Below are 19,065 nucleotides of genomic sequence, written 5' to 3' on the forward strand. Positions count from 1 at the left end.
ATGAAAAAGACAGCAACGATATGGATCGCTTCTCTGTTTACGGTGTCCAGCCTGTTTGGCGTGGCTTCGACATATGGGTATGATCAGGCATTTGCCGCAGGTGCGGAGCAGGATGTAATCGTCGTTTACAAAAACGAGGATGGCAAAGAAGCTGTGCTTAATCAAAGTGTTGACGTTCAGCATGAATTTAAAACGGTGCCTGCGGTTTCAGCAACCGTTACACAGGCAGATTTGAGCAGTCTGGTGCAAAATCCGGATATCGCTTATATCGAGCGCAATGTTCCGTTTCAGCTGACAGACAATGATGCAGTAACACCGCTCGGCAATACAGCTCCGGTGAATGCACATGAGCAAGCGCAGTGGAACTACCAAGCAGAGCAGCCTAATTTGGAATGGGCAAAAGGTTACAACGGCTCAGGCATTAAAGTGGCTGTGATCGATTCCGGTATTGCTGCCCACCCTGAATTAACGATTGCGGGCGGCGTATCCACCGTAAGTTATACAACATCCTATACCGATGATAACGGTCATGGCACACATGTAGCAGGCATTATCGCCGCGCATAACAATGACGGCGAAGTGACCGGTATGGCGCCAGGTGTCCAGCTTTATGCGGTCAAAGCGATGGGCGCAGACGGCAAAGGCGATTTGCAAGATGTGTTGGAAGGTGTCGACTGGTCGATCCAGAACCATATGAATGTCATTAATCTATCGCTCGGTACAGAGTATGATTCACAGCTATTGCACAATATGCTGGATCAAGCGTACCAGGCTGGCATCGTTGTCGTTGCTTCTGCTGGCAATAGCGGCGCAGGCACTGATACGGTAAACTATCCTGCCAAATACAGCAGTGTGATCGCGGTAGCGGCTGTCGATAAAGATTTAAAACGTGGAAGTTTCTCGTCGACCGGTCCAAAGGTAGAACTGGCGGCGCCGGGTGTAGAGATCGTGTCCACGTATTTGAAAAATGGCTATGCAATCGCCAGTGGTACATCGCAGGCAGCACCACATGTAGCGGCGATGGCAGCGATTTTGAAACAGGAAAACCCATCCTTGTCAGCTCCCGAGCTGCGCAGCAAATTGCAAAACTATGCGCTTGATCTCGGTACAGCCGGACGGGATTCCGAATACGGCTATGGCTTTGTTACATTTAAAGATATTACCGCTCCCGGCGAAGTGAGTCAGCTGCAAACGAGCCAGATCGGTACAGATACGATCACATTAAACTGGCAAAACCCGTCTGATTCCGACTTTGCCGGTGTGCATCTGTCTAGCGACTACAGTCAAGCCGTGCAAACAGTACAAAGCAATGTGTATACTGCACAAGGATTGTTGCCAGATACAACGTATAACTTTACGCTCAAAACGTATGATCAGATGGGGAATGAATCGCTCGGCAAAAGTGTAAGCGCCAAAACGGCTGCACTACCGTCTTCAACCTCACCGAGCAATGAATCATCAAGCCCGTCCAGTGAAGTTCAGCCTGTACTTTCCATCACGCCAACACCGACGAGCACCATTGTACCGAGCGTTACGCCAACGCCTGCGGTAACGGTGCCAGTCGTGACGACACCAGCACCGACCAATGAGGTCGCGCTTATCCCGGCATTTGGTGGCGGAGGAGGCGGAGGAGGCGGCGGTGGTGGCGGTGGTGGCGGAGGCGGTGGCGGTGGCGGAGCGCCATCACGTTCTGTCGTAACGCCAACGACTCCAGCACCAGCCGTATCGCTTACGCCGACTCAACAGGCACAGCAACAATTGAGCGCTGCCAAAACATCAGGCAAAGCGTCCGATTATATGAAAGCAAGCTTTAGCGGTTTAGGATTGAACAATGCCAGCTTTAGCAAACAATTGGCTGAACTTAAACAAAATTTGGGCATTCAAGATGTGCCGATGCGTACTAGCCTGCCAAGCACTATACCTGTACGGATCAGCTTGCAAGTCGTCACCAAAAATAGCCAATACAAATACATTGATCCGGCTACCATCAATACCGACAATGTGACTGTGTTGGATGGAAACGGTAAGATCGCAGGCAATGTACAGGTCGCGGTCAAATTTAACCGTATTTTCATTACACCGACAACAGGCAGCTTTGACTCCGGTCAAACGTATACAGTCGTACTGGAAAGAGGAATCAAAGGTCAAGCCGCCGCTCGTTCCGACCAAGCGACAGAGCTGACCAACCCGCTTGTGCTGCAATTTACGACTCGATAATCATATGCGATGAATCCAATAGATTGATAGATGGAAAGGTGAACAGCGATGAATAAACGGATAGTAGTACGTTGGCTATTGGCTTTAAGCTTGCTGCTGACGACGATTGCCGCTAGCATGCCACAGCAGGCACAGGCGGCGGATGGAAAGCTCTTTTCCGATGTGTCCGCTAGTTATTGGGCACGCGATACGATTGCATGGGGAGTTCAAACTGGACTCGTAAAAGGATATGCAGATGGAAGTTTTAAACCGAATAAAACGGTCACGGAAGCCGAGTTTGTAGCGATGTTGATTCGCTCCTATGAGCCGGAAGTAAAGGCAACCGGCAAAGCAGGCTGGGCAACCCCTTATTATGTACGTGCCAAAGCGTTGAATTATCCGGTGCAAAGTTATACCGTTCTGGCTACTCGCAACCAGACGATTAACCGTGCTAGTGTGGCGCAACTGATCGCGGCGGCGGACGGTGTAAATTTTAGCGGTGACAATGCGATTCGGTATTTGCTCGCTTTTGGGTTGGCAAACGGTAGCAATGCCGGTCAGTCCACCGTCGCTTCATTCAAAGGTAAACAATCGCTAACTCGTGCCGAAGCGCTGCAATTTATTAAAAATTTCGTCGATTACGGTGCAGGTGGTCTGCTGGATCGTCCGCAAGACGCTTCGAATGCGGCTGATCTGCCGCCAGTAGCTGATCGTTAAGCCGGTAGTTGGCTAACAAAACAAGGCGAGCGATCAGCACTTCCACCCGTTCGTCTTGTATGATCGTTAATCCGGTAATTGGCAAATAAGAACACGGATGACGATGAGCGTACCGATGACCAAAGGTACAGTTACTGTGGGAAGCTGATCGTTTGATGTGTATATGTAAGTAAGGAGTAGAGCCGGGTTATCCGTTCATAGTTGTGAACAGGATGCCCGGTTTTGCTTTGTGGAGCTTTGTGTAAGGCAATACGAAGTGAACGATAAAGTGCAGGAATAGGTTAGTGTGTAGCAGTTAACGGTTAGCAGTTAGCAGTTATAGGCTCTTGCGTTATCTCCATCCGCAATCAGATTTGAACGCACTTAAACATATTTATGATCAAGCGATCATGAAATAAGCATGCCTTTGAATGAAAGTAAACGAGACGATCCCATGTAATGCAAATAGGCTGCATGCCAAAAATCCCCTTTCCGCTCTAACTTGATCATCATCGTATCGATGAGATTCCGGTCAAACAGCAGAAAAGGGATTTTTATATGGTTAACATTATTTATTATCGATAAAGTAGGATTGTCAAATGCTATAACGTGTAGCGATCAAAACAAGTCTACTTGCATAATCGCAACCTATTAGCGATAACGTCAGTACAATCCGATTCGTGCTAGCTGTTGCCTATCGGTCTTAAAACGCTACCGGTGCCGAGCCGTCTGGATCATGATCCATATGCAGCAGCTCGCCCAAATTGGTCGTCGAAATGACGGTTAGACGTTTCAATTGATACGGATCATCACCTGGGCGTACAAAGCCCTGATGGACTGTAAATGCCATGCGGAAGCCGCATTGTTTGAGCGCATAGATCATTTGCATCCGGAAATCGCCATATGGATACGCAAAGTATGGTGTGTTAATACCGGCTTCGGTACGCATAATATGGTCATCTGCGACAAAGCGATTCGGGTCCATTCCTGCCGCATACTCGTCCCCACAATGCAGTGGTTCTTTGAAATGCAAATTGTACGTATGACTGTTAAATTCAAACACATCGCTCGTCGCTTGCATTTCTTCGCGCGATACATAGCTTGTTTTGTGCGGATCAAACGCTTCTGTTTTCGGCTGGATTTTGGAGCCGATTACAAACATCGTGGCATGGAAGCCGTATTTTTTCATAATCGGGTAAGCATAGATCATATTGTTCTGGTAGCCGTCATCAAAGCTGAGTACGACTGTATTTTCCGGTAATGACGCTTGTCCATTGACGAACTTTTCCAGCTCTTGCAATGTAGCGGTATGATAATGGTTATCATGTAAGTATTTCATATCTTTTTCAAATGCTTCAAGGTCGATAATCGAGTTGTTTTTCGGTTCGGTATTGTCTTTGGCTGGTACGATATAGTGATACATAAGCACAGCGACTTTCGAGGCTGTTCCTTTTGGAGCGACATAGCTTGAGGCGAGCGCCACATTTGCATGATCCATTTCATTACGATGCTGTAAATAAAATACTTCATTTTGCGCAGCGACCCAGGAACTGCACATTTTATGGGCCAAAATGGAGGACTTCGGGAAATTCACCCCGAGAACATAGACGACGAGCAACACCGCCAGCAGGGCGAACGTATACTTTTTCCAAGACTTACGCATGCTTTTAGGGATGTCTCCTTTAACGTGAAAATAGACGGAACTGTACAGATATGCGCTAATACCGCTGTAGACAGTGCCAGACGCGTTCTGTAAATGAATAGACGGTACGATCGCATTAGCAGATGATAGCGATTCAGCAAACAACGTCAGTTAAGGCAATACTTTACTTATCTTAAACGAAAGTTGTCGACAAAAAGTTACATTTCGGCTGAAGAATAGTAACAGTCCCGTAGTTGACTTTTGCATATGAAGCCGATTGTTCATGCCATTTGATAACCGTAATCTATGCATGTTCCGTTATTAAGATTATATCGGCTAAATGTATGAAAACTGTGTGAGTACAGATTTTAAAAGTGTATATATGTGTAGTTGTCAGAAGTGTGAACACAGTGGACACAATAATAAGAAATCCGAATAAGTAGTGTATTGGTGGAGCTGCGCATACATTTGACGAGCTGATGGCTGTTCCAATCTTACATTTCGCTTGTATGATCCGAGATATGTATACGGTTGGAAGGTGAATGATTGAGCTAGCATTTTGTCGAATGATGGTTGATCTAATACATACATATAGATAACAAATGACCTGCTACTTCCCTCTCATGTATGGAAAGCAGCAGGCATTCGTTATGTTCATCCCGATCGATCAATACCGGTCAGCTGACGAGTACATTGACCCGCTTACATTCAATGTGCGGTGGATTCGATCTTATGAAAGATATACTGAATCGTAGCAGCGTAGTAGGAGAACATCGCTGCTCTGTACGATCAAACGGCTTATTTAACACGGTCTAGGCTATGCACTTGTCTTTTAGTGAGCAAGAATGGATTACAGTGCAATTTCAAACGTTTTGATCTCATATGGTTCCAGTACAAATGCAATCGTATCGCCAGCGGCATGTTCACTTTCCGACTTCTCCATCAGATTGCATTCGCGATAGCTCGTAATGCCCAGTTCACTCGTCAATGTTAGACGCTGACGGCTACCGGAGAAGTCATGCACACGTACGATAATGCAATCGCTATCTTCGGCTTTTTTGACGGCATCGATCATCGCTGTGCCGCCGGACAGTGTGAACAGCGAGCGTTCCGGTATGTCCGAGCTGCCGGTCGTTACGCGCAACGGGCTATTGAGTGCCCATGCGGCTGGAACGGTGCCGCCTTGCAGCCAGTCGCCTGCGTGTGGCAGCAGTGAATAGGTGAACTCATGATGTCCTTGATCCGCTTCAAAGTCCGGATGGATCGCGCATTTGATCAATGACAGACGCAGTACATTGTCTTTAATATCATAGCCGTATTTGCAATCATTTAGCAGGCTGACGCCATAGCCGCGATCGGACAAGTCTGCCCATTGGTGACCGACCGATTCAAAGCGTGCGCTATCCCAGCTCGTATTCCAATGTGTCGGACGCTTCACATTGCCGTACTGAATATCGTAGGTCGCTTCGGTCGAACGCACATCAACCGGGAAGGCGACTTTGAGCAATTGTTGCCGCTCATGCCAATCCGCTTCAGTAATAAAGTCGATCCGGCGCTCGTCTGCGTACAGCACCATATGCTGCTGGATCGTCGATTCGCCCACTTTCCATTCAAAATGAACGACCGTGCGCAATAGACCGGTTTCGATCACTTCGGATGCGACCAGTTCCTGCACTTCTTTCATTTTTTCCTGATAATAAATATCGATATCCCATGCATCAAAATTCAGCGGTTTGTCCTCAAACAATTGCAGCACATTGCCACGCGCACCAGCAGGCAGCACTTCGCGATCTGCCGTACGATCATACAGACGGGTCAATTGTCCTTGCTCATTCCATTCCAGTTCATAAAATGGTGTCGTCAGGCTCCGACCATTCACGCTAAACGGTGAATCCGCTGTCTGTGCAGCGGCGGATCGATCAAATGTAATCGTCGTATAACCTAGTGCTGGCACCTGTGGCACCTGCACGATCCATTGTCTATCATGCAGCTCGGCTTGCAGTGCGGTGCCATCTGCGGCTGTCCACACCCCATTTTGCAGCGCATCGTCCGCAGCGATCGTTAGCACGCCACCACTTGCCCACGGCGCGGAGTTCCAGACGGTACGGGAAAGGCTGTCCGTTTGTGCGGCAACAAGCTGACCCGCTTGTTCCCATGCCTCGGCACCGATCTGCCATGCTTCCGCATATTCCTCACGGCTGTCTTCATATACTTCACGAATCGAAGAACCGGGAATAATATCATGGAACTGGTTACGCAAAATAATTTTCCAGCCTTCATTCAGTTGTTGCTGCGGATACGCACTCCAGTTGCCGCCGAGTGCGCTCTGCCATGCATTTAGCCATTCGGCTTCACGATACAGCAGCTCTAGCTTGCGGTTCATACGTTTGTTGTACGCCTGGCTTGTATACGTACCACGATGGTATTCCAAGTACAGCTCGCCATCCCATGTATGCACATAGCTGTCGGTATTCGCTACCGTTTCTTGCAGGCGACGGAAATAATCTCCTGCCAGCCCAGTGCGCAGATGCGGCAAGCCTGGCATACGATCGATCCGGCGGCGCATTTCCAGCATCGTACGGTTTACACCACCGCCGCCATCGCCATAGCCGTACGAGACGAGCAGTTCACGATTCATTTCTTTGTCCCGATACGCTTCCCAGCTACCTTGAGCCGTTTTGGGCACAAGCTGCCCATTATACGTATAAAACCATGAACCCGGCTCGGAATCCGGTTCCGTCGTCGTAATAAAATGCGTCAGCACCTCCGTGCCGTCGATACCGCGCCAGTGGAAAGTATCATGTGGCATCCGGTTAAACTGGTTCCAACTGATCTTGGTCGTCATAAAGGTATCGATACCCGACTTTTTCAAAATTTGCGGCAACGCCCAGCTATAGCCGAATACATCGGGTAGCCATAAGTAATCCGATTCCACGCCAAACTCATCTTTGAAAAAGCGTGTGCCAATGAGCAGCTGACGTGTCAGCGATTCCCCGCTCGTCAGATTGCAGTCCGCTTCCAGCCACATCGCACCGCCAGCTTCCCAGCGTCCTTCAGCAATCCGCGCTTTGATCTGCTCATACAGCTCAGGTGCATCTTGTTTCACATATTCATATAGTTGCGGTTGTGTTTGCAAAAACACATAATCCGGGAATTTTTCCATTAATCGCATTACCGTTGAGAACGAACGAATCGCTTTTTCGCGTGTATGCTTGAGACGCCATAGCCATGCCACATCGATATGCGTATGCCCGATGGCGGTTAATTGCACGGAGGAATGCTTGCCGATCTCACCAACCAGCTCATCGAGCAGCTGTTCCGCTTGTTGTACGCTGGCATAGAAAATATCCGAGCCAGGCACCGCCCAGTCGATCAAACGGAAAGCACGGTCGATCGCACGCAACAGATCAGCACGTTCAGGTGAATGCTCGCTCAGCACTTGCACCGTTTCCAGTACGGTCACGCCAGTATAGTACAGATTGTCGGTCGGCTCATCAAGCCAGCACAGCTCTGCCGTTTGCAGCTCATGCTTTTGCAAGATGCGTTTGCCGCCGCCTTCCAAACCTGTCCACAGACGGAACGTCAATTGTTGCTGCTGTCCAGCCGCACCAGCGGGCAGAAACACTTCCATATGGTTGGAGTCTACACCTTGATACGGTTGTCCGTTCAAATAAAGCAGCGATTCAAAACCGGAGTTTGTGCCGCCGCCTGTTTTACCGAAATCGAATCTGCCCAGAATCGTTTTGCCGCTCCATGTTGCAGGCACTTCTGCGCTAACATTTAGCCACAGATAACGATCACGTCCAGTCCAAGTGTCACCCAACTTCATTTCGGTCCAAGTGTCATCCGGTTGTAACGGGTCGGAATGAATACGCTTACCATCATCTTCATGCGTTTGAAACGAAGACAGTACAATGGCGTCACGGTAACGATAGCTATCCAGTTCATCGAGTCGGGATTTTAGCTTCTGCTCTGTTAAAAACATACCTTCACTCCTTGATCGTTGGTGAGTTTCCGCAGGTCAACCGGTGAGCAAGCCTGTACGTCGGACGAGATCGACGATTACAGGCAAACGGTGTCTGGTCATGATGTTGCCATTCGGGGGACAAGCGAACTTCCACTTCCCATGTTGGCACATCCTGCACGCAAATACAATATGTTATCTCTGAATTTAAAATGATAAAACAAATACGACATATCGCAGCTGGGAAATGGTGACATGAAAAGCTGAAAATGTGAGTATACCGCTGTTAAAAGACCCAATATTAAGCAAATTATACATATTAAATTAGGTGGATCGCCATTCGCTGCCACCGTTAACAATAGTGGTATGTAGCAGATTGAACGCTGCAATCGCATCATCTCACACTTATATTTATATAATGTATTCGATACTTCGATGAGCGCTGAAACGAATCTGTTATACAATCGCTTTAACCCGGATAACGATGCCGTTCTCAGCATATAAAATGGGTAATACATACAACATATACGAATCAAAATGCACCGATGCCCAACGATAGGGGAGATAGGTTACATTTGGATGAGTCGATGTAGAGGAGCGAAATGATGAATCGAATTTCAATGTTGTTGCTGATCGGATTGACTACTTTTCTAATGGGCTCGTCGTTTGCGATCGGCAAAATGGGCTTGGCGTATGCATCGCCTTTATGGCTCGCCGGATTGCGCTTTTTGCTTGCCGGTATGATCATGGCGGTGCTCGTTCGCCTGCTGCGCCAGCCTCATCCGGTACGACTGCAAGATTGGGGCAAAATGATGCTGATTGGCGCCTTTCAGACGGCAGGGGTAATGGGCTGTGTTTTTATTAGTTTGCGTACGATTACGGCGGGTGAATCATCGATTTTAACCTTTACGAATCCGCTGCTGGTAGTCGTATTTGGCACATGGTTTGCCGGTATGCGCTACCGTTGGTATCAATGGATGGGTGTGCTGCTCGGACTGATTGGTGTGGGCATTACCGTCGGTGCGCAGCTGCAATGGAAGATCGGGCTCGTGTTCGGACTGGCTTCGGCGGTGTCATGGGCGATTGCGACGCTGCTCGTCCGGCAATGGGGAAGTGGGTTGAATACATGGGTGTTGTCGGCGTATCAGATGCTGACAGGCGGCATAGTACTGCTGCTGTGTAGCTTGTTGCTGGAGCGATCGTTTTTTGTATGGAATGGCGCTTCGATTGTGATTTTGCTCTGGTTAAGTTTGTTATCGTCGATCGTACAATTTGCGGGCTGGTACTATGTGTTGCAAAATAGCGATCCAGGCAAAACGAGCGCCTTTTTGTTCCTCGCCCCATTTTTCGGTGTGCTGACCGGCTGGTTGTTATTAGGTGAACCGCTATATCCATCGCTGATCGCGGGTGGATTGTGTATTTTGGCAGGCATCTATTTGGTGAATCGGCAGTTTCGGGCGAAGCATGTGTAACATGGGAGGGTGAAATGGAGTGGACGGATCGATATCGCGCGAATTTGGCAGTTGTGTACAAGCGAATAGAACGATATCATTTGCGACGAACGATGAACGATGAACGATGAACGATGAACGATGAACGATGAACGATGAACGATGAACGATGAACGATGAACGATGAACGATGAACGATGAACGATGAACGATGAACGATGAACGATGAACGATGAACGACGAACGACGAACGACGAACGACGAACGACGAACGACGAACGACGAAGTGAGCCCTGTGTATGCAGCGGCTCGCTTGTCGGTGTCGATATTGTTGTCCGGATGTAAGACAGATCAATAGCAAGCGCTGGCAACTCTGACCAGCGCTTATTTTATAGCAAATTGTACGCCAAAATGCTTCTGTAAGGCATGCTGCCCATCCGCTGTCACTGCGATAGCCCGCATGCCTGGCATACGCTCAATCCAAGCGCGTTCCAGACACAAATGTAGCAAACCATGACCAAGCGCACCGCCAACATGATGCTTGCGCTCGCTCCAATCGAGACAAGCATGAGCAAATGTGCGTCGTTTGCGGCGAAGCTGGGGCAGATCAAGACCGAGTGCAGTGAAAAAGTCTGCTCCTGCCACACTCATTTCAAACGCTCCATCTTGTGCCAGTAAATATCCGCTCTCCACAAGCGCTTCAGTTAACGTAACGCCGACCTGTCCAGCCAGGTGATCATAACAAGTCCGTCCATATCGCAAACGATCCATCTGCCGAGATTGTGTGAATGAGCGCACTTCTGGCAGCGGGCAAATGGCAAGAAATTGCTCTAAGCGCTGCGCCGTTTCGCTGTCAGCCAGTCGATAATACCGATACCGACCATGCTTTTCAGTGCGAATCCAACCGTGTTCGGTTAGGCGTGCCAGATGAAAGCTGGCGGTTTGTGGTGTGATAGAAGCGGCATGAGCCAGCTCGCCTGCCGTATGAAAACGTCCATCCAGCAATGCGGTCAGCATATTGGCGCGCGACGGTTCGCCTAGTAATGAGGCGACATTGGCTAGGTTGGAATGCAGAGTCATGAATATCGCTCCTTTGCGAGAAAATAGTAAGACATAGTTCGATCTGCATTTAACTATAGTATACAATGCGCTTGTCTGCATCCGATCATGGACATGGAATAAGCACATCTGAAGACGAGCATATTGTGTTGACGATGGAAACTAGTACTCTGACCGTTTTAAATATATAGTTTGATGTTGCACAGATTCCCTTTATAAATAAGGATATGCAGCGGATTGAAATCAAATATTGAAAACAGTCAAGGTAATAGTCTATACGTGCAAACTCCCGTCTATATAAGTACACTTATGTGCACGGCAACTGTTGCTGCGATAAAATCAGCAGAGGGCATATGTGAATTGAGCGAGCCGCTCTGTTATTTTATTGCCAAAGTGTAGCACGTATGCTACTGTACCTATTCATGTCCACGCTCCAAAGCAAAAAATGCTTTCTGCCAACTCGGTCATATTCATGTCCACACTTCCACTTGCACAACATGGTAAAATAAACATATAACTGCGCTGCGAAGAAATTGGGAGCGTGTATCCAGCAGCTGTATGCTGCTTGTACGTTGGCGCGAGATCATTTTTGTATTAAGGGCAGCTCGTGCACTTTAAGGTGAGCATGTTCTCCCCATAACGAGCCGGCAACGGTTTGCCAACGAAGCGCGGTGGGTATGTTGTTCATGGAGGTTTGTATCATTAGCGTTTGTATAACTAGCACGTTAATCGGCTACAATCGAAAGGGGATGGGCATGGAGCATTTTATCGCTGTACTTGTGATTTTGTTTTTTATCGGGATTTCTAATGTACTGAATCGGCTAGTTCCCTTTGTTCCGGTGCCGTTGTTTCAGATTGTGCTCGGGATCGGGGTTGCTCTGTTTGGATTAAAAGTAGAGCTTGATCCAGAGCTGTTTTTGGTGTTGTTTATCGCACCGCTGCTATATAATGATGCCCGGCAGACACCGCGTGGTGAGCTATGGAATTTGCGGGTGCCGATTATTTTGCTTGCCTTTGGGCTTGTGTTTGTAACGGTAATTGTTGCCGGGTATGCAATTAATTATTTGATCCCGAGCATTCCGCTTCCGGCTGCGTTTGCGCTGGCAGCGATTTTGTCGCCTACCGATGCGGTAGCGGTCGGCTCGCTCGCCAAACGAATTCATTTGCCCGGTTCGATTCATCGGTTGCTGGAAGGCGAATCACTATTGAACGATGCCTCCGGACTAGTGGCGTTTAAGTTCGCTGTCGCTGCGATGGTGACCGGCACATTTTCACTTTGGCAAGCTTCGTTTAATTTCTTGCTGGTGGCGCTTGGTGGACTGGCGATCGGTACGTTAGCTTCGTTTGTGCTCATTCGCTGTCAAGTGCTTGTACGCAAATGGGGCATGGAAGACATTACCGTTCATGTGCTCTGGCAAATTTTAACGCCGTTTGTCATTTATTTGCTAGCAGAGGAAGTAGGCGTGTCCGGTATCCTGGCTGTTGTGGCAGGCGGGATCGTGTATGCGATGGAAAAAGATCGCGCCGAATCGGTACAGCTCAAAATGCAGATTGTGTCAACAAGCACATGGTCGGTGATCGTGTACACGCTTAATGGTCTCGTATTTATGATGCTCGGCTTGCAAATTCCGGAGGTGATGGGCAGCATTTTCACCAATCCGGAGTTTAATAACGGGCTTGTGCTCGGCTATGTGGCGCTCATTACGCTGTTGCTGTATGTGCTGCGGTTTATTTGGATTTATTGTTACTGGAAAGTGCGCTATGTGATGAGTCGACAGATGGACGATAAGCGCCCAGATGTGCGCGGCATTTTGCTCACTTCGTTATCTGGTGTACGTGGGGCATTGACGCTGGCGGCGGCATTTTCGATTCCGTATGTGTTAAACGATGGCTCCGGTTTCCCGCAGCGAGAGCTGATTTTGTTTATTGCGGCAGGGGTCATTTTACTAACGCTTATACTGGCAAGTTTGTTGTTGCCGGTATTGTCGCCCAAACCGCAGGCGGAGGTCGCTAGTGCATCCGAAGCTGGACGGGGGGCGTTACAGCGCCAATTTGCCGAAGACCGGATTCGTATGAAAGTGTTGTCGGCGGCGGTGCAGTCGGTGGAATCGAGCACTAATGATGCGAACCGGGAAGCGGCGCAGACGCTCATTGCCGATATTACACAGTATATGTTTCGCAAAAACGGCTTGCAGCCAGCGATTTTGCATGATCCGAACCCGGATCAGCAGGAGGTCGAACTGTATTTGACCGCGATCCAGGCAGAGCGCAAAGTGGCGCGGAAGCTGCGCGATACAGGCGAGATTACGCCTGAGCTGGCGATGGAGTTTGAGTATCGGCTCGATCGGATTGAAAATGTGCTGACCGACCGCATCGACACCGGTATTGCCGAATGTGTGGACAAATGGAAAGGCATGCTGCCGATGCATATACCGGCTCCGATTAGTCATGCCGAAGCAACGCAGTCGGGCGCTGAAGAAACGGACGAATCCGAACCGGTTAGCAAGCTGGACAAACTCCGGATGCTCAAACATTTAAAACTGCAATCGTGCCCGGCAGCGATCGCAGCGATTCGCAGTCATATGACCGATCATAACGAGGAAGCTGCCGAAAAAGTCATTTCCCGTTACCGCAAAATTATGAAATCGATCCAATATTTTAACGAGCAAATCGCACCGGACATTACGCTCGATGAAAACAAGCTTAATCTGATCACTAGTGCGGTCCAAAATCAACGGGATACCGTACAGGAGCTATATGAAAGCGGCGAAATCGACCGTCAATATGCACGCAAAATGCGCAGCTTTGTGCAAGATTTGGAAAAGTGGATTTTGATGGAGACGTAAACACGGATTAGCTGTTTGGAACGATCAAAAGGGACAGGGCTACTTATCGCCTTGTCCTTTTTGATCGTTCCCTATTCCTAGCTGAGCAAATCGCCTATATTGTCGATTATCCGCTCGGCTGCCTAACTTGGCTGAAGCGTTTATTTACAGTAAAGTAACATTCCGCAGTGAAGCGCTAAGCTGAATATCCGATTTAGCTGAACCGTGTCTCCAAACTGCTCTACAGACTATTCGATCCAGTTTGTGCATTAAATTATGCTGTACGGGCGGCTCATTTCATTTGAAACATTATCTTTTCGCTTCATCAAATGACAAAGTTGACGGTTTGAAGACGCTGCCTAAACGGTATCATCCGCTCAATTTTTATTATTTAAATTTAAGCTAATGTAACTGCATTATCGTATTTGTACACGATCCGATCATTCATCCCTCATGTTGTCGAAGCGGAACTATTACCTTGTTCGATTATATGTCGCACCAAATCAAGCGGATGCTCTGTTTTGTCGAGGTTCGCATCAGGCACATACGGCGCATTTTCCGGCAACGGGATTTGTCTGCGATTAATCCAGACACAGTGCCAGCCGGCTCGTTTGGCGCCGACGACATCATTAGCGTAAGCATCGCCAAAATACCATGTGTCCGCAGGAACGATCTGCATCTGTTGTTCGACATAGCGGAAGATGGCAGTATGCGGTTTGGCGATGCCGATTTTGCCTGAAATAAAAATGTCTTCCGGCGCAATCCAACGTTCCATACCGAGCTGCTTGACTTTGGCTGCCTGGTGCTCTGCCGGGCCGTTCGTAATGATACCCATCCGCAAGCCGTGCTGTTGACCGTAATCGAGCAGTTCTTTCATAAACGGATGCACTTCAAGATACTGCTGATGAAAAGCATAACGTTCCTGAAATGCCAGCGCCTGTTCCACCGAAATCGCAATCCCAAAATCAGCAAAAGCATGTGTAATCCGGTACACATGCATCTCATCATCGCTCATCAGACCGTTTTGCACCTGATCAAACACGACATCGCTATGCAATCTGCTTTTTACAAACAGACGCTCTACCGGCACTTCATACTGTGCTTGTGCACCGAACACATCATTGTATGCATGACCAAACGGCTCCATCTGATCGTACAATGTATCATCCATATCAAAAATAAGGTTCATTTCCATCTCCTCCTACCTTGCCGGACTGCCATCCTAATCGCCGTTACAGTATGATCAATATGACAGTGTTGAAGTGAATATTTCTATAGTTCTAGCTTACTGCAAAGTCAGCTATCATTTCAAATCAAGCCTGCTCTGCGGATGATCCTAACATAAATTGTTGGCATTGTCCGATGTAAGGGATGCTGATTGCTGCTCAATTAAGGTATAATTGGAACAGTGAATTTCCGGTCATCGGACTGGTGAGTGTGATCAGTAAAGACAGGAGGCTATTATGGGACACAAAACAGAGCTTAGCCGCGTAGGCATTATGGATATCGGGTCAAACTCCATCCGGCTGGTCATTTATGAAAACGGGGGCGGCATGGGTTACAAAGTGCTCAAGGAATGCCGTGAATCGGCACGCCTGAGTGCGATCGTAACGCCGGAAGGCGAGCTGCCGCTGGAAGCGCTGCGTTTTATCGTACCGGTGCTGCGCCAGTTTGCCGATGTCAGTCGCGCGTATGAAGTGAGCGAGATTCGGGCGGTAGCGACAGCGGCGATTCGTAATGCAGTCAATGGAGAAGAAGTCATTCGCTACTTAAATGAGCAGACCGGGCTTGAAATTGAGCTGTTGCCTGGCGAGATGGAAGGTCATTACGGTTTTATCGGCGTCGTAAACCGGATCGATATTCGAGATGGCTATATTATCGATATCGGCGGCGGCAGTACCGAAATTACATTATTCCGCGAGCGGACGCGCATTTCGAGTGTGTCGTTTCCGTTTGGTGCGGTGAATATGAATGTGCGTTTTGGCAATCATGAGCATGGACGCTGGGATGAGAAGTCCGTTGCCGAGCTGGAGCAGCTTGTATTAAAAGCAGCTGAGGCGCACACATGGATTAGCAGTAATCCAGGTTTGACGCTCGTTGGACTAGGCGGTACAATTCGGGCGATTGGCAAAATGCACCAGCGCAAACGCAAATATTCGATGGAGCAAATTCATCAATATCCACTTCAGGCAGAAGACGCGGATTATTACTACCAGCAACTGCCGTCGATGACGAACGAACAGCGTAAACGCATCGCCGGGCTGAGTAAAAACCGTACCGATATTATCGTGCCAGGCATGATTATTTTGCGTACATTGTTCGCTTATATGGAGTGTGACCATTATTTGATCAGCGGCACCGGATTGCGGGACGGTCTGTTTTTTGAATGGGAGCGCGGACGTGAGCATGCCGTGCTGGACGATGTGCTGGAATATGAGCTGGAATCGGTGCTTGCGCTTGAACCATTGCCGCGCCAACGTCATCTGCGGCAAGTTGCCAAAGTAGCTGTGCAGCTGTACGAAGGTTTGGGCGAAGGCATGGACGATCGCTGGAATGTAAAGCTGCTGCGTACGGCGGCATTGCTGCATCAGATCGGAATGAAGATCGGTTACCATGAGTATGAAGAACATACCCGCTATTTGCTCACAACACGTGCATTGGCTGGGCTTGATCATCGAGAGACGGTATTGGTTGCGTTTATCGCTATTTTTGGCAGCAAAGGGAAAATTAAAAAGAGACGCATTTCGGTGGAATATGCGGATATTTTGCATCCTAAAGACGAGGAGCGCATTCGTCGCCTCGGGGCGGTGCTTGAGCTGGCTGCCGCGATGGATACAAGCGAGACACAGCCGGTGGAATCGCTGCTCGCTGTACGCAAAGGTAGAGACTTCGAGCTGACGATTCATTGTCGCACCGAAGCCTCTATGGAAGTTGAAGAAATTACGGAAGCTGTTAAAGATTTGGAGAAGGAGTGGGATGTCCGAGTGCGGCTGGTGGTACATACGGTTTCCACGAGCTAATATCCCATGCTTTGAACTGGCTGCGCAGCGGCGGTTCTCCATTTTTGAACAATTCATAATTACCGCTTGGCAACAATATTCTGGCTTTTACATTGTCCGCAAGGATGAGGTTCAGAATGTTCAGCACAGCGGTTTTTGTGTTTTTGTCAAATAACGGGCACATTAGTTCGACCCGACGCGTCAAATTGCGTGTCATCCAATCCGCGCTCGCCAGCCATACTTCCTGTTCACCGCCATTATCAAAAGCAAAAATACGGGAGTGCTCCAAATAACGGTCAACGATGCTGCGCACGCGCACATTTTCGCTCAATCCGGCTACACCTGGGCGCAAACAGCATACACCACGTACGATCAGATCGATGCTGACGCCAGCTTGCGACGCGGCATACAGTTCATCGATAATTTGCTGGTTGGAGAGCGAGTTCATTTTGGCGATAATGCGCGCTGGTTTGCCATTGCGGGCATGGTCAGCTTCGCGTCGGATGAGCGACACGAATTTGTTCATCATCGTACTCGGTGCGACCGCGACCGCTTGCCATTCATGGCTTTCGGTATACCCGGTAATATGGTTGAACACCTCGGACGCATCTTCACCGATTTGCGGATTGACGGTCAACAAGCCCACATCCGTATATAGCTTGGCAGTGGAAGCATTGTAGTTACCTGTTCCCATATGGATATAACGGCGTAGCATATTGCCTTCACGACGCACGACGAGAATGACTTTGGCATGCGTTTTCAGCCCGACGAGTCCATACACAACATGACAACCTGCTTTTTCTAACATTTTCGCCCATACGATATTTCGTTCTTCGTCAAAGCGTGCTTTCAGTTCGACGACAACGGTCACTTGTTTGCCGGATTCGGCAGCACGGGCAAGCGAGTGGATGAGCGATGATTTGCCGCTCACACGATACAGCGTCATTTTGATCGCCATCACATCGGGATCATCTGCCGCCTGTTCGATAAAGTCGCTAATCGCATCAAACGATTCATACGGATGATACAGCAACACATCACGTTCACGGATGACGCTAAAAAAGTCCGTTTCGCTACCATCTGGAAACTCCGGTGCATAGCGCTGAATTTCCGGTGTGTAGCGGAGTGAATCGCGCCCGACGACCGAATCGGAAAAGCCGAGTAAAAAACCTAGATCAAGCGGGCCCTCAATTTCGTACACCGCTTCGCTCACATCGAATTCTTCCAGCAACTGGGCGAGTGCATAAGGATGAAAATCCTTCTGAATTTCCAGTCGTACCGGGGCGCTGCGTCTACGTTTGCGCAGTTGGTTTTCGATTTCTTCCATCAAGTCTTCCGCATCTTCTTCATTAATGTCCAGATCGGCGTTACGGGTCAGGCGGAAAGCATTGACCGCGATCGGTGTATAGCCGCCAAACAGCGTCTGAATATGCTGGCAAATCAAATCTTCGATTAAAATATACTGCTGTTTTTTGCTGTTTTGACGATGTGGAAGCGCTACAGCACGCGGCAAATTCGACGGAATTTGCACGATCGCAAAATAATACGCTTCACCATCCTCTTGTTCGATCGCTTTCAGATTCGGATGTTCCAGCACGACCGACAAATAAATGCTCAGACCGTGTACGAGCGGGAACGGACGGCTCTGATCTACAGCCATCGGTGTCAGTACCGGATAGATGACGTCGTGATAATACGCATCTGCGGCTTTTTGCTGGGTAACGCTCAGGTCACCATAATGGGTAAGGGTGATCCCCTGCTTACCGAGCAAACGGGATAGCTCCCGATATGTACGGTATTGATGTGACACCATTTTTTCCACACGTTTAGTCAGGCGCTTGTATAATCCGGCAGGGGTATAGCCGGTAAAATCTTTTTTGTTGTAGCCTGCTTTGATCTGATTACGGATACCTGCAACCCGTACACTCATAAACTCGTCGAGGTTGCGGGAAACGATACCGAGAAACTTGATTCGTTCCAGCAGTGGCGTATCTGATGCTTGCGCTTCCTCTAGAACTCGGGTATTGAACTCGATCCAGCTTAAATCCCGGTTAATATACGTTGCTTGAGCTTGGTGGTGTCCATGTTTAGTTTCCATAATGCCTCCGGTTCATGGTTTTGTTCCAGATTTGGTGTGACGGATGATGCTATTTGCTAATTCCCGCCAGCAACCGTGTCGAATAATGCAAAAATGTAGCGTATATAGACAGTATAGATAACTTTTGTTAACGCC

10 protein-coding genes are annotated in these 19,065 nt (G+C 48.6%); 5 read left to right on the plus strand and 5 right to left on the minus strand.

All coding sequences use genetic code 11. The features are described from left to right. Together U1I11_RS13475 and U1I11_RS13480 are read left to right on the plus strand one after the other, a co-directional pair. Positions 1-2,217, plus strand: coding sequence for a S8 family serine peptidase (locus tag U1I11_RS13475; RefSeq protein WP_322906652.1), 2,217 nt, complete (start codon positions 1-3; stop codon positions 2,215-2,217). Between the two features lie 48 nt (positions 2,218-2,265). Then, positions 2,266-2,913 carry an S-layer homology domain-containing protein gene (locus tag U1I11_RS13480; RefSeq protein ID WP_322906653.1) on the plus strand — a complete coding sequence of 216 codons (648 nt, stop codon included), beginning with the start codon at positions 2,266-2,268 and terminating at the stop codon, positions 2,911-2,913. Positions 2,914-3,595: 682 nt separating this feature from the next. Here U1I11_RS13480 and U1I11_RS13485 read toward each other — a convergent pair. Together U1I11_RS13485 and U1I11_RS13490 are read right to left on the minus strand one after the other, a co-directional pair. After that, positions 3,596-4,555 carry a polysaccharide deacetylase family protein gene (locus tag U1I11_RS13485; RefSeq protein WP_322906654.1) on the minus strand — a complete coding sequence of 320 codons (960 nt, stop codon included), beginning with the start codon at positions 4,553-4,555 and terminating at the stop codon, positions 3,596-3,598. 829 nt (positions 4,556-5,384) lie between these two features. After that, positions 5,385-8,519: an alpha-mannosidase gene (locus U1I11_RS13490; protein ID WP_322906655.1), complete on the minus strand. Its 3,135-nt coding sequence runs from the start codon at positions 8,517-8,519 to the stop codon at positions 5,385-5,387. A 584-nt stretch (positions 8,520-9,103) separates the two neighbouring features. Here U1I11_RS13490 and U1I11_RS13495 point away from each other — a divergent pair. Continuing rightward, on the plus strand, positions 9,104-9,970 hold the full coding sequence (locus U1I11_RS13495; protein ID WP_322906888.1) for a DMT family transporter: 867 nt from the start codon (positions 9,104-9,106) through the stop codon (positions 9,968-9,970). Between the two features lie 363 nt (positions 9,971-10,333). Here the strand turns inward: U1I11_RS13495 and U1I11_RS13500 are convergent, their stop codons facing one another. Next, positions 10,334-11,023 (minus strand): ArsR/SmtB family transcription factor, encoded by a 690-nt coding sequence (locus U1I11_RS13500; RefSeq protein ID WP_322906889.1) that lies wholly within the window; start codon positions 11,021-11,023, stop codon positions 10,334-10,336. A 740-nt stretch (positions 11,024-11,763) separates the two neighbouring features. Between U1I11_RS13500 and U1I11_RS13505 the strand changes: the two genes are divergently transcribed. Further along, positions 11,764-13,854 (plus strand): Na+/H+ antiporter, encoded by a 2,091-nt coding sequence (locus U1I11_RS13505; RefSeq protein WP_322906656.1) that lies wholly within the window; start codon positions 11,764-11,766, stop codon positions 13,852-13,854. A gap of 430 nt (positions 13,855-14,284) precedes the next feature. On the opposite strand, the gene U1I11_RS13510 is transcribed toward U1I11_RS13505, so the two are convergent. Beyond that, complete coding sequence (locus U1I11_RS13510; protein ID WP_322906657.1) at positions 14,285-15,022, minus strand: HAD family hydrolase; 738 nt, start codon at positions 15,020-15,022, stop codon at positions 14,285-14,287. Between the two features lie 274 nt (positions 15,023-15,296). On the opposite strand from U1I11_RS13510, the gene U1I11_RS13515 reads away from it, so the two are divergent. Then, entirely contained in the window at positions 15,297-16,853 is a 1,557-nt protein-coding gene (locus U1I11_RS13515; RefSeq protein WP_322906658.1) for a Ppx/GppA phosphatase family protein, read from the plus strand. Here the strand turns inward: U1I11_RS13515 and ppk1 are convergent. Continuing rightward, positions 16,786-18,930 (minus strand): polyphosphate kinase 1, encoded by a 2,145-nt coding sequence (gene ppk1, locus U1I11_RS13520; RefSeq protein ID WP_322906659.1) that lies wholly within the window; start codon positions 18,928-18,930, stop codon positions 16,786-16,788. The two genes, U1I11_RS13515 and ppk1, sit on opposite strands and share 68 nt — an antisense overlap. Positions 18,931-19,065 lie beyond the last annotated feature (135 nt).

The organism is Paenibacillus campi (genome assembly GCF_034659835.1).
Classification (GTDB): domain Bacteria; phylum Bacillota; class Bacilli; order Paenibacillales; family Paenibacillaceae; genus Saccharibacillus; species Saccharibacillus campi.

Excerpts from the sequence above, each read along its gene's own strand:
- U1I11_RS13475 (WP_322906652.1), top strand. The coding sequence starts at position 1 with ATGAAAAAGACAGCAACGATATGGATCGCTTCTCTGTTTACGGTGTCC.
- U1I11_RS13480 (WP_322906653.1), top strand. The coding sequence starts at position 2,266 with ATGAATAAACGGATAGTAGTACGTTGGCTATTGGCTTTAAGCTTGCTG.
- U1I11_RS13485 (WP_322906654.1), bottom strand. The coding sequence starts at position 4,555 with ATGCGTAAGTCTTGGAAAAAGTATACGTTCGCCCTGCTGGCGGTGTTG.
- U1I11_RS13490 (WP_322906655.1), bottom strand. The coding sequence starts at position 8,519 with ATGTTTTTAACAGAGCAGAAGCTAAAATCCCGACTCGATGAACTGGAT.
- U1I11_RS13495 (WP_322906888.1), top strand. The coding sequence starts at position 9,104 with ATGAATCGAATTTCAATGTTGTTGCTGATCGGATTGACTACTTTTCTA.
- U1I11_RS13505 (WP_322906656.1), top strand. The coding sequence starts at position 11,764 with ATGGAGCATTTTATCGCTGTACTTGTGATTTTGTTTTTTATCGGGATT.
- U1I11_RS13510 (WP_322906657.1), bottom strand. The coding sequence starts at position 15,022 with ATGAACCTTATTTTTGATATGGATGATACATTGTACGATCAGATGGAG.
- U1I11_RS13515 (WP_322906658.1), top strand. The coding sequence starts at position 15,297 with ATGGGACACAAAACAGAGCTTAGCCGCGTAGGCATTATGGATATCGGG.
- ppk1 (WP_322906659.1), bottom strand. The coding sequence starts at position 18,930 with ATGGAAACTAAACATGGACACCACCAAGCTCAAGCAACGTATATTAAC.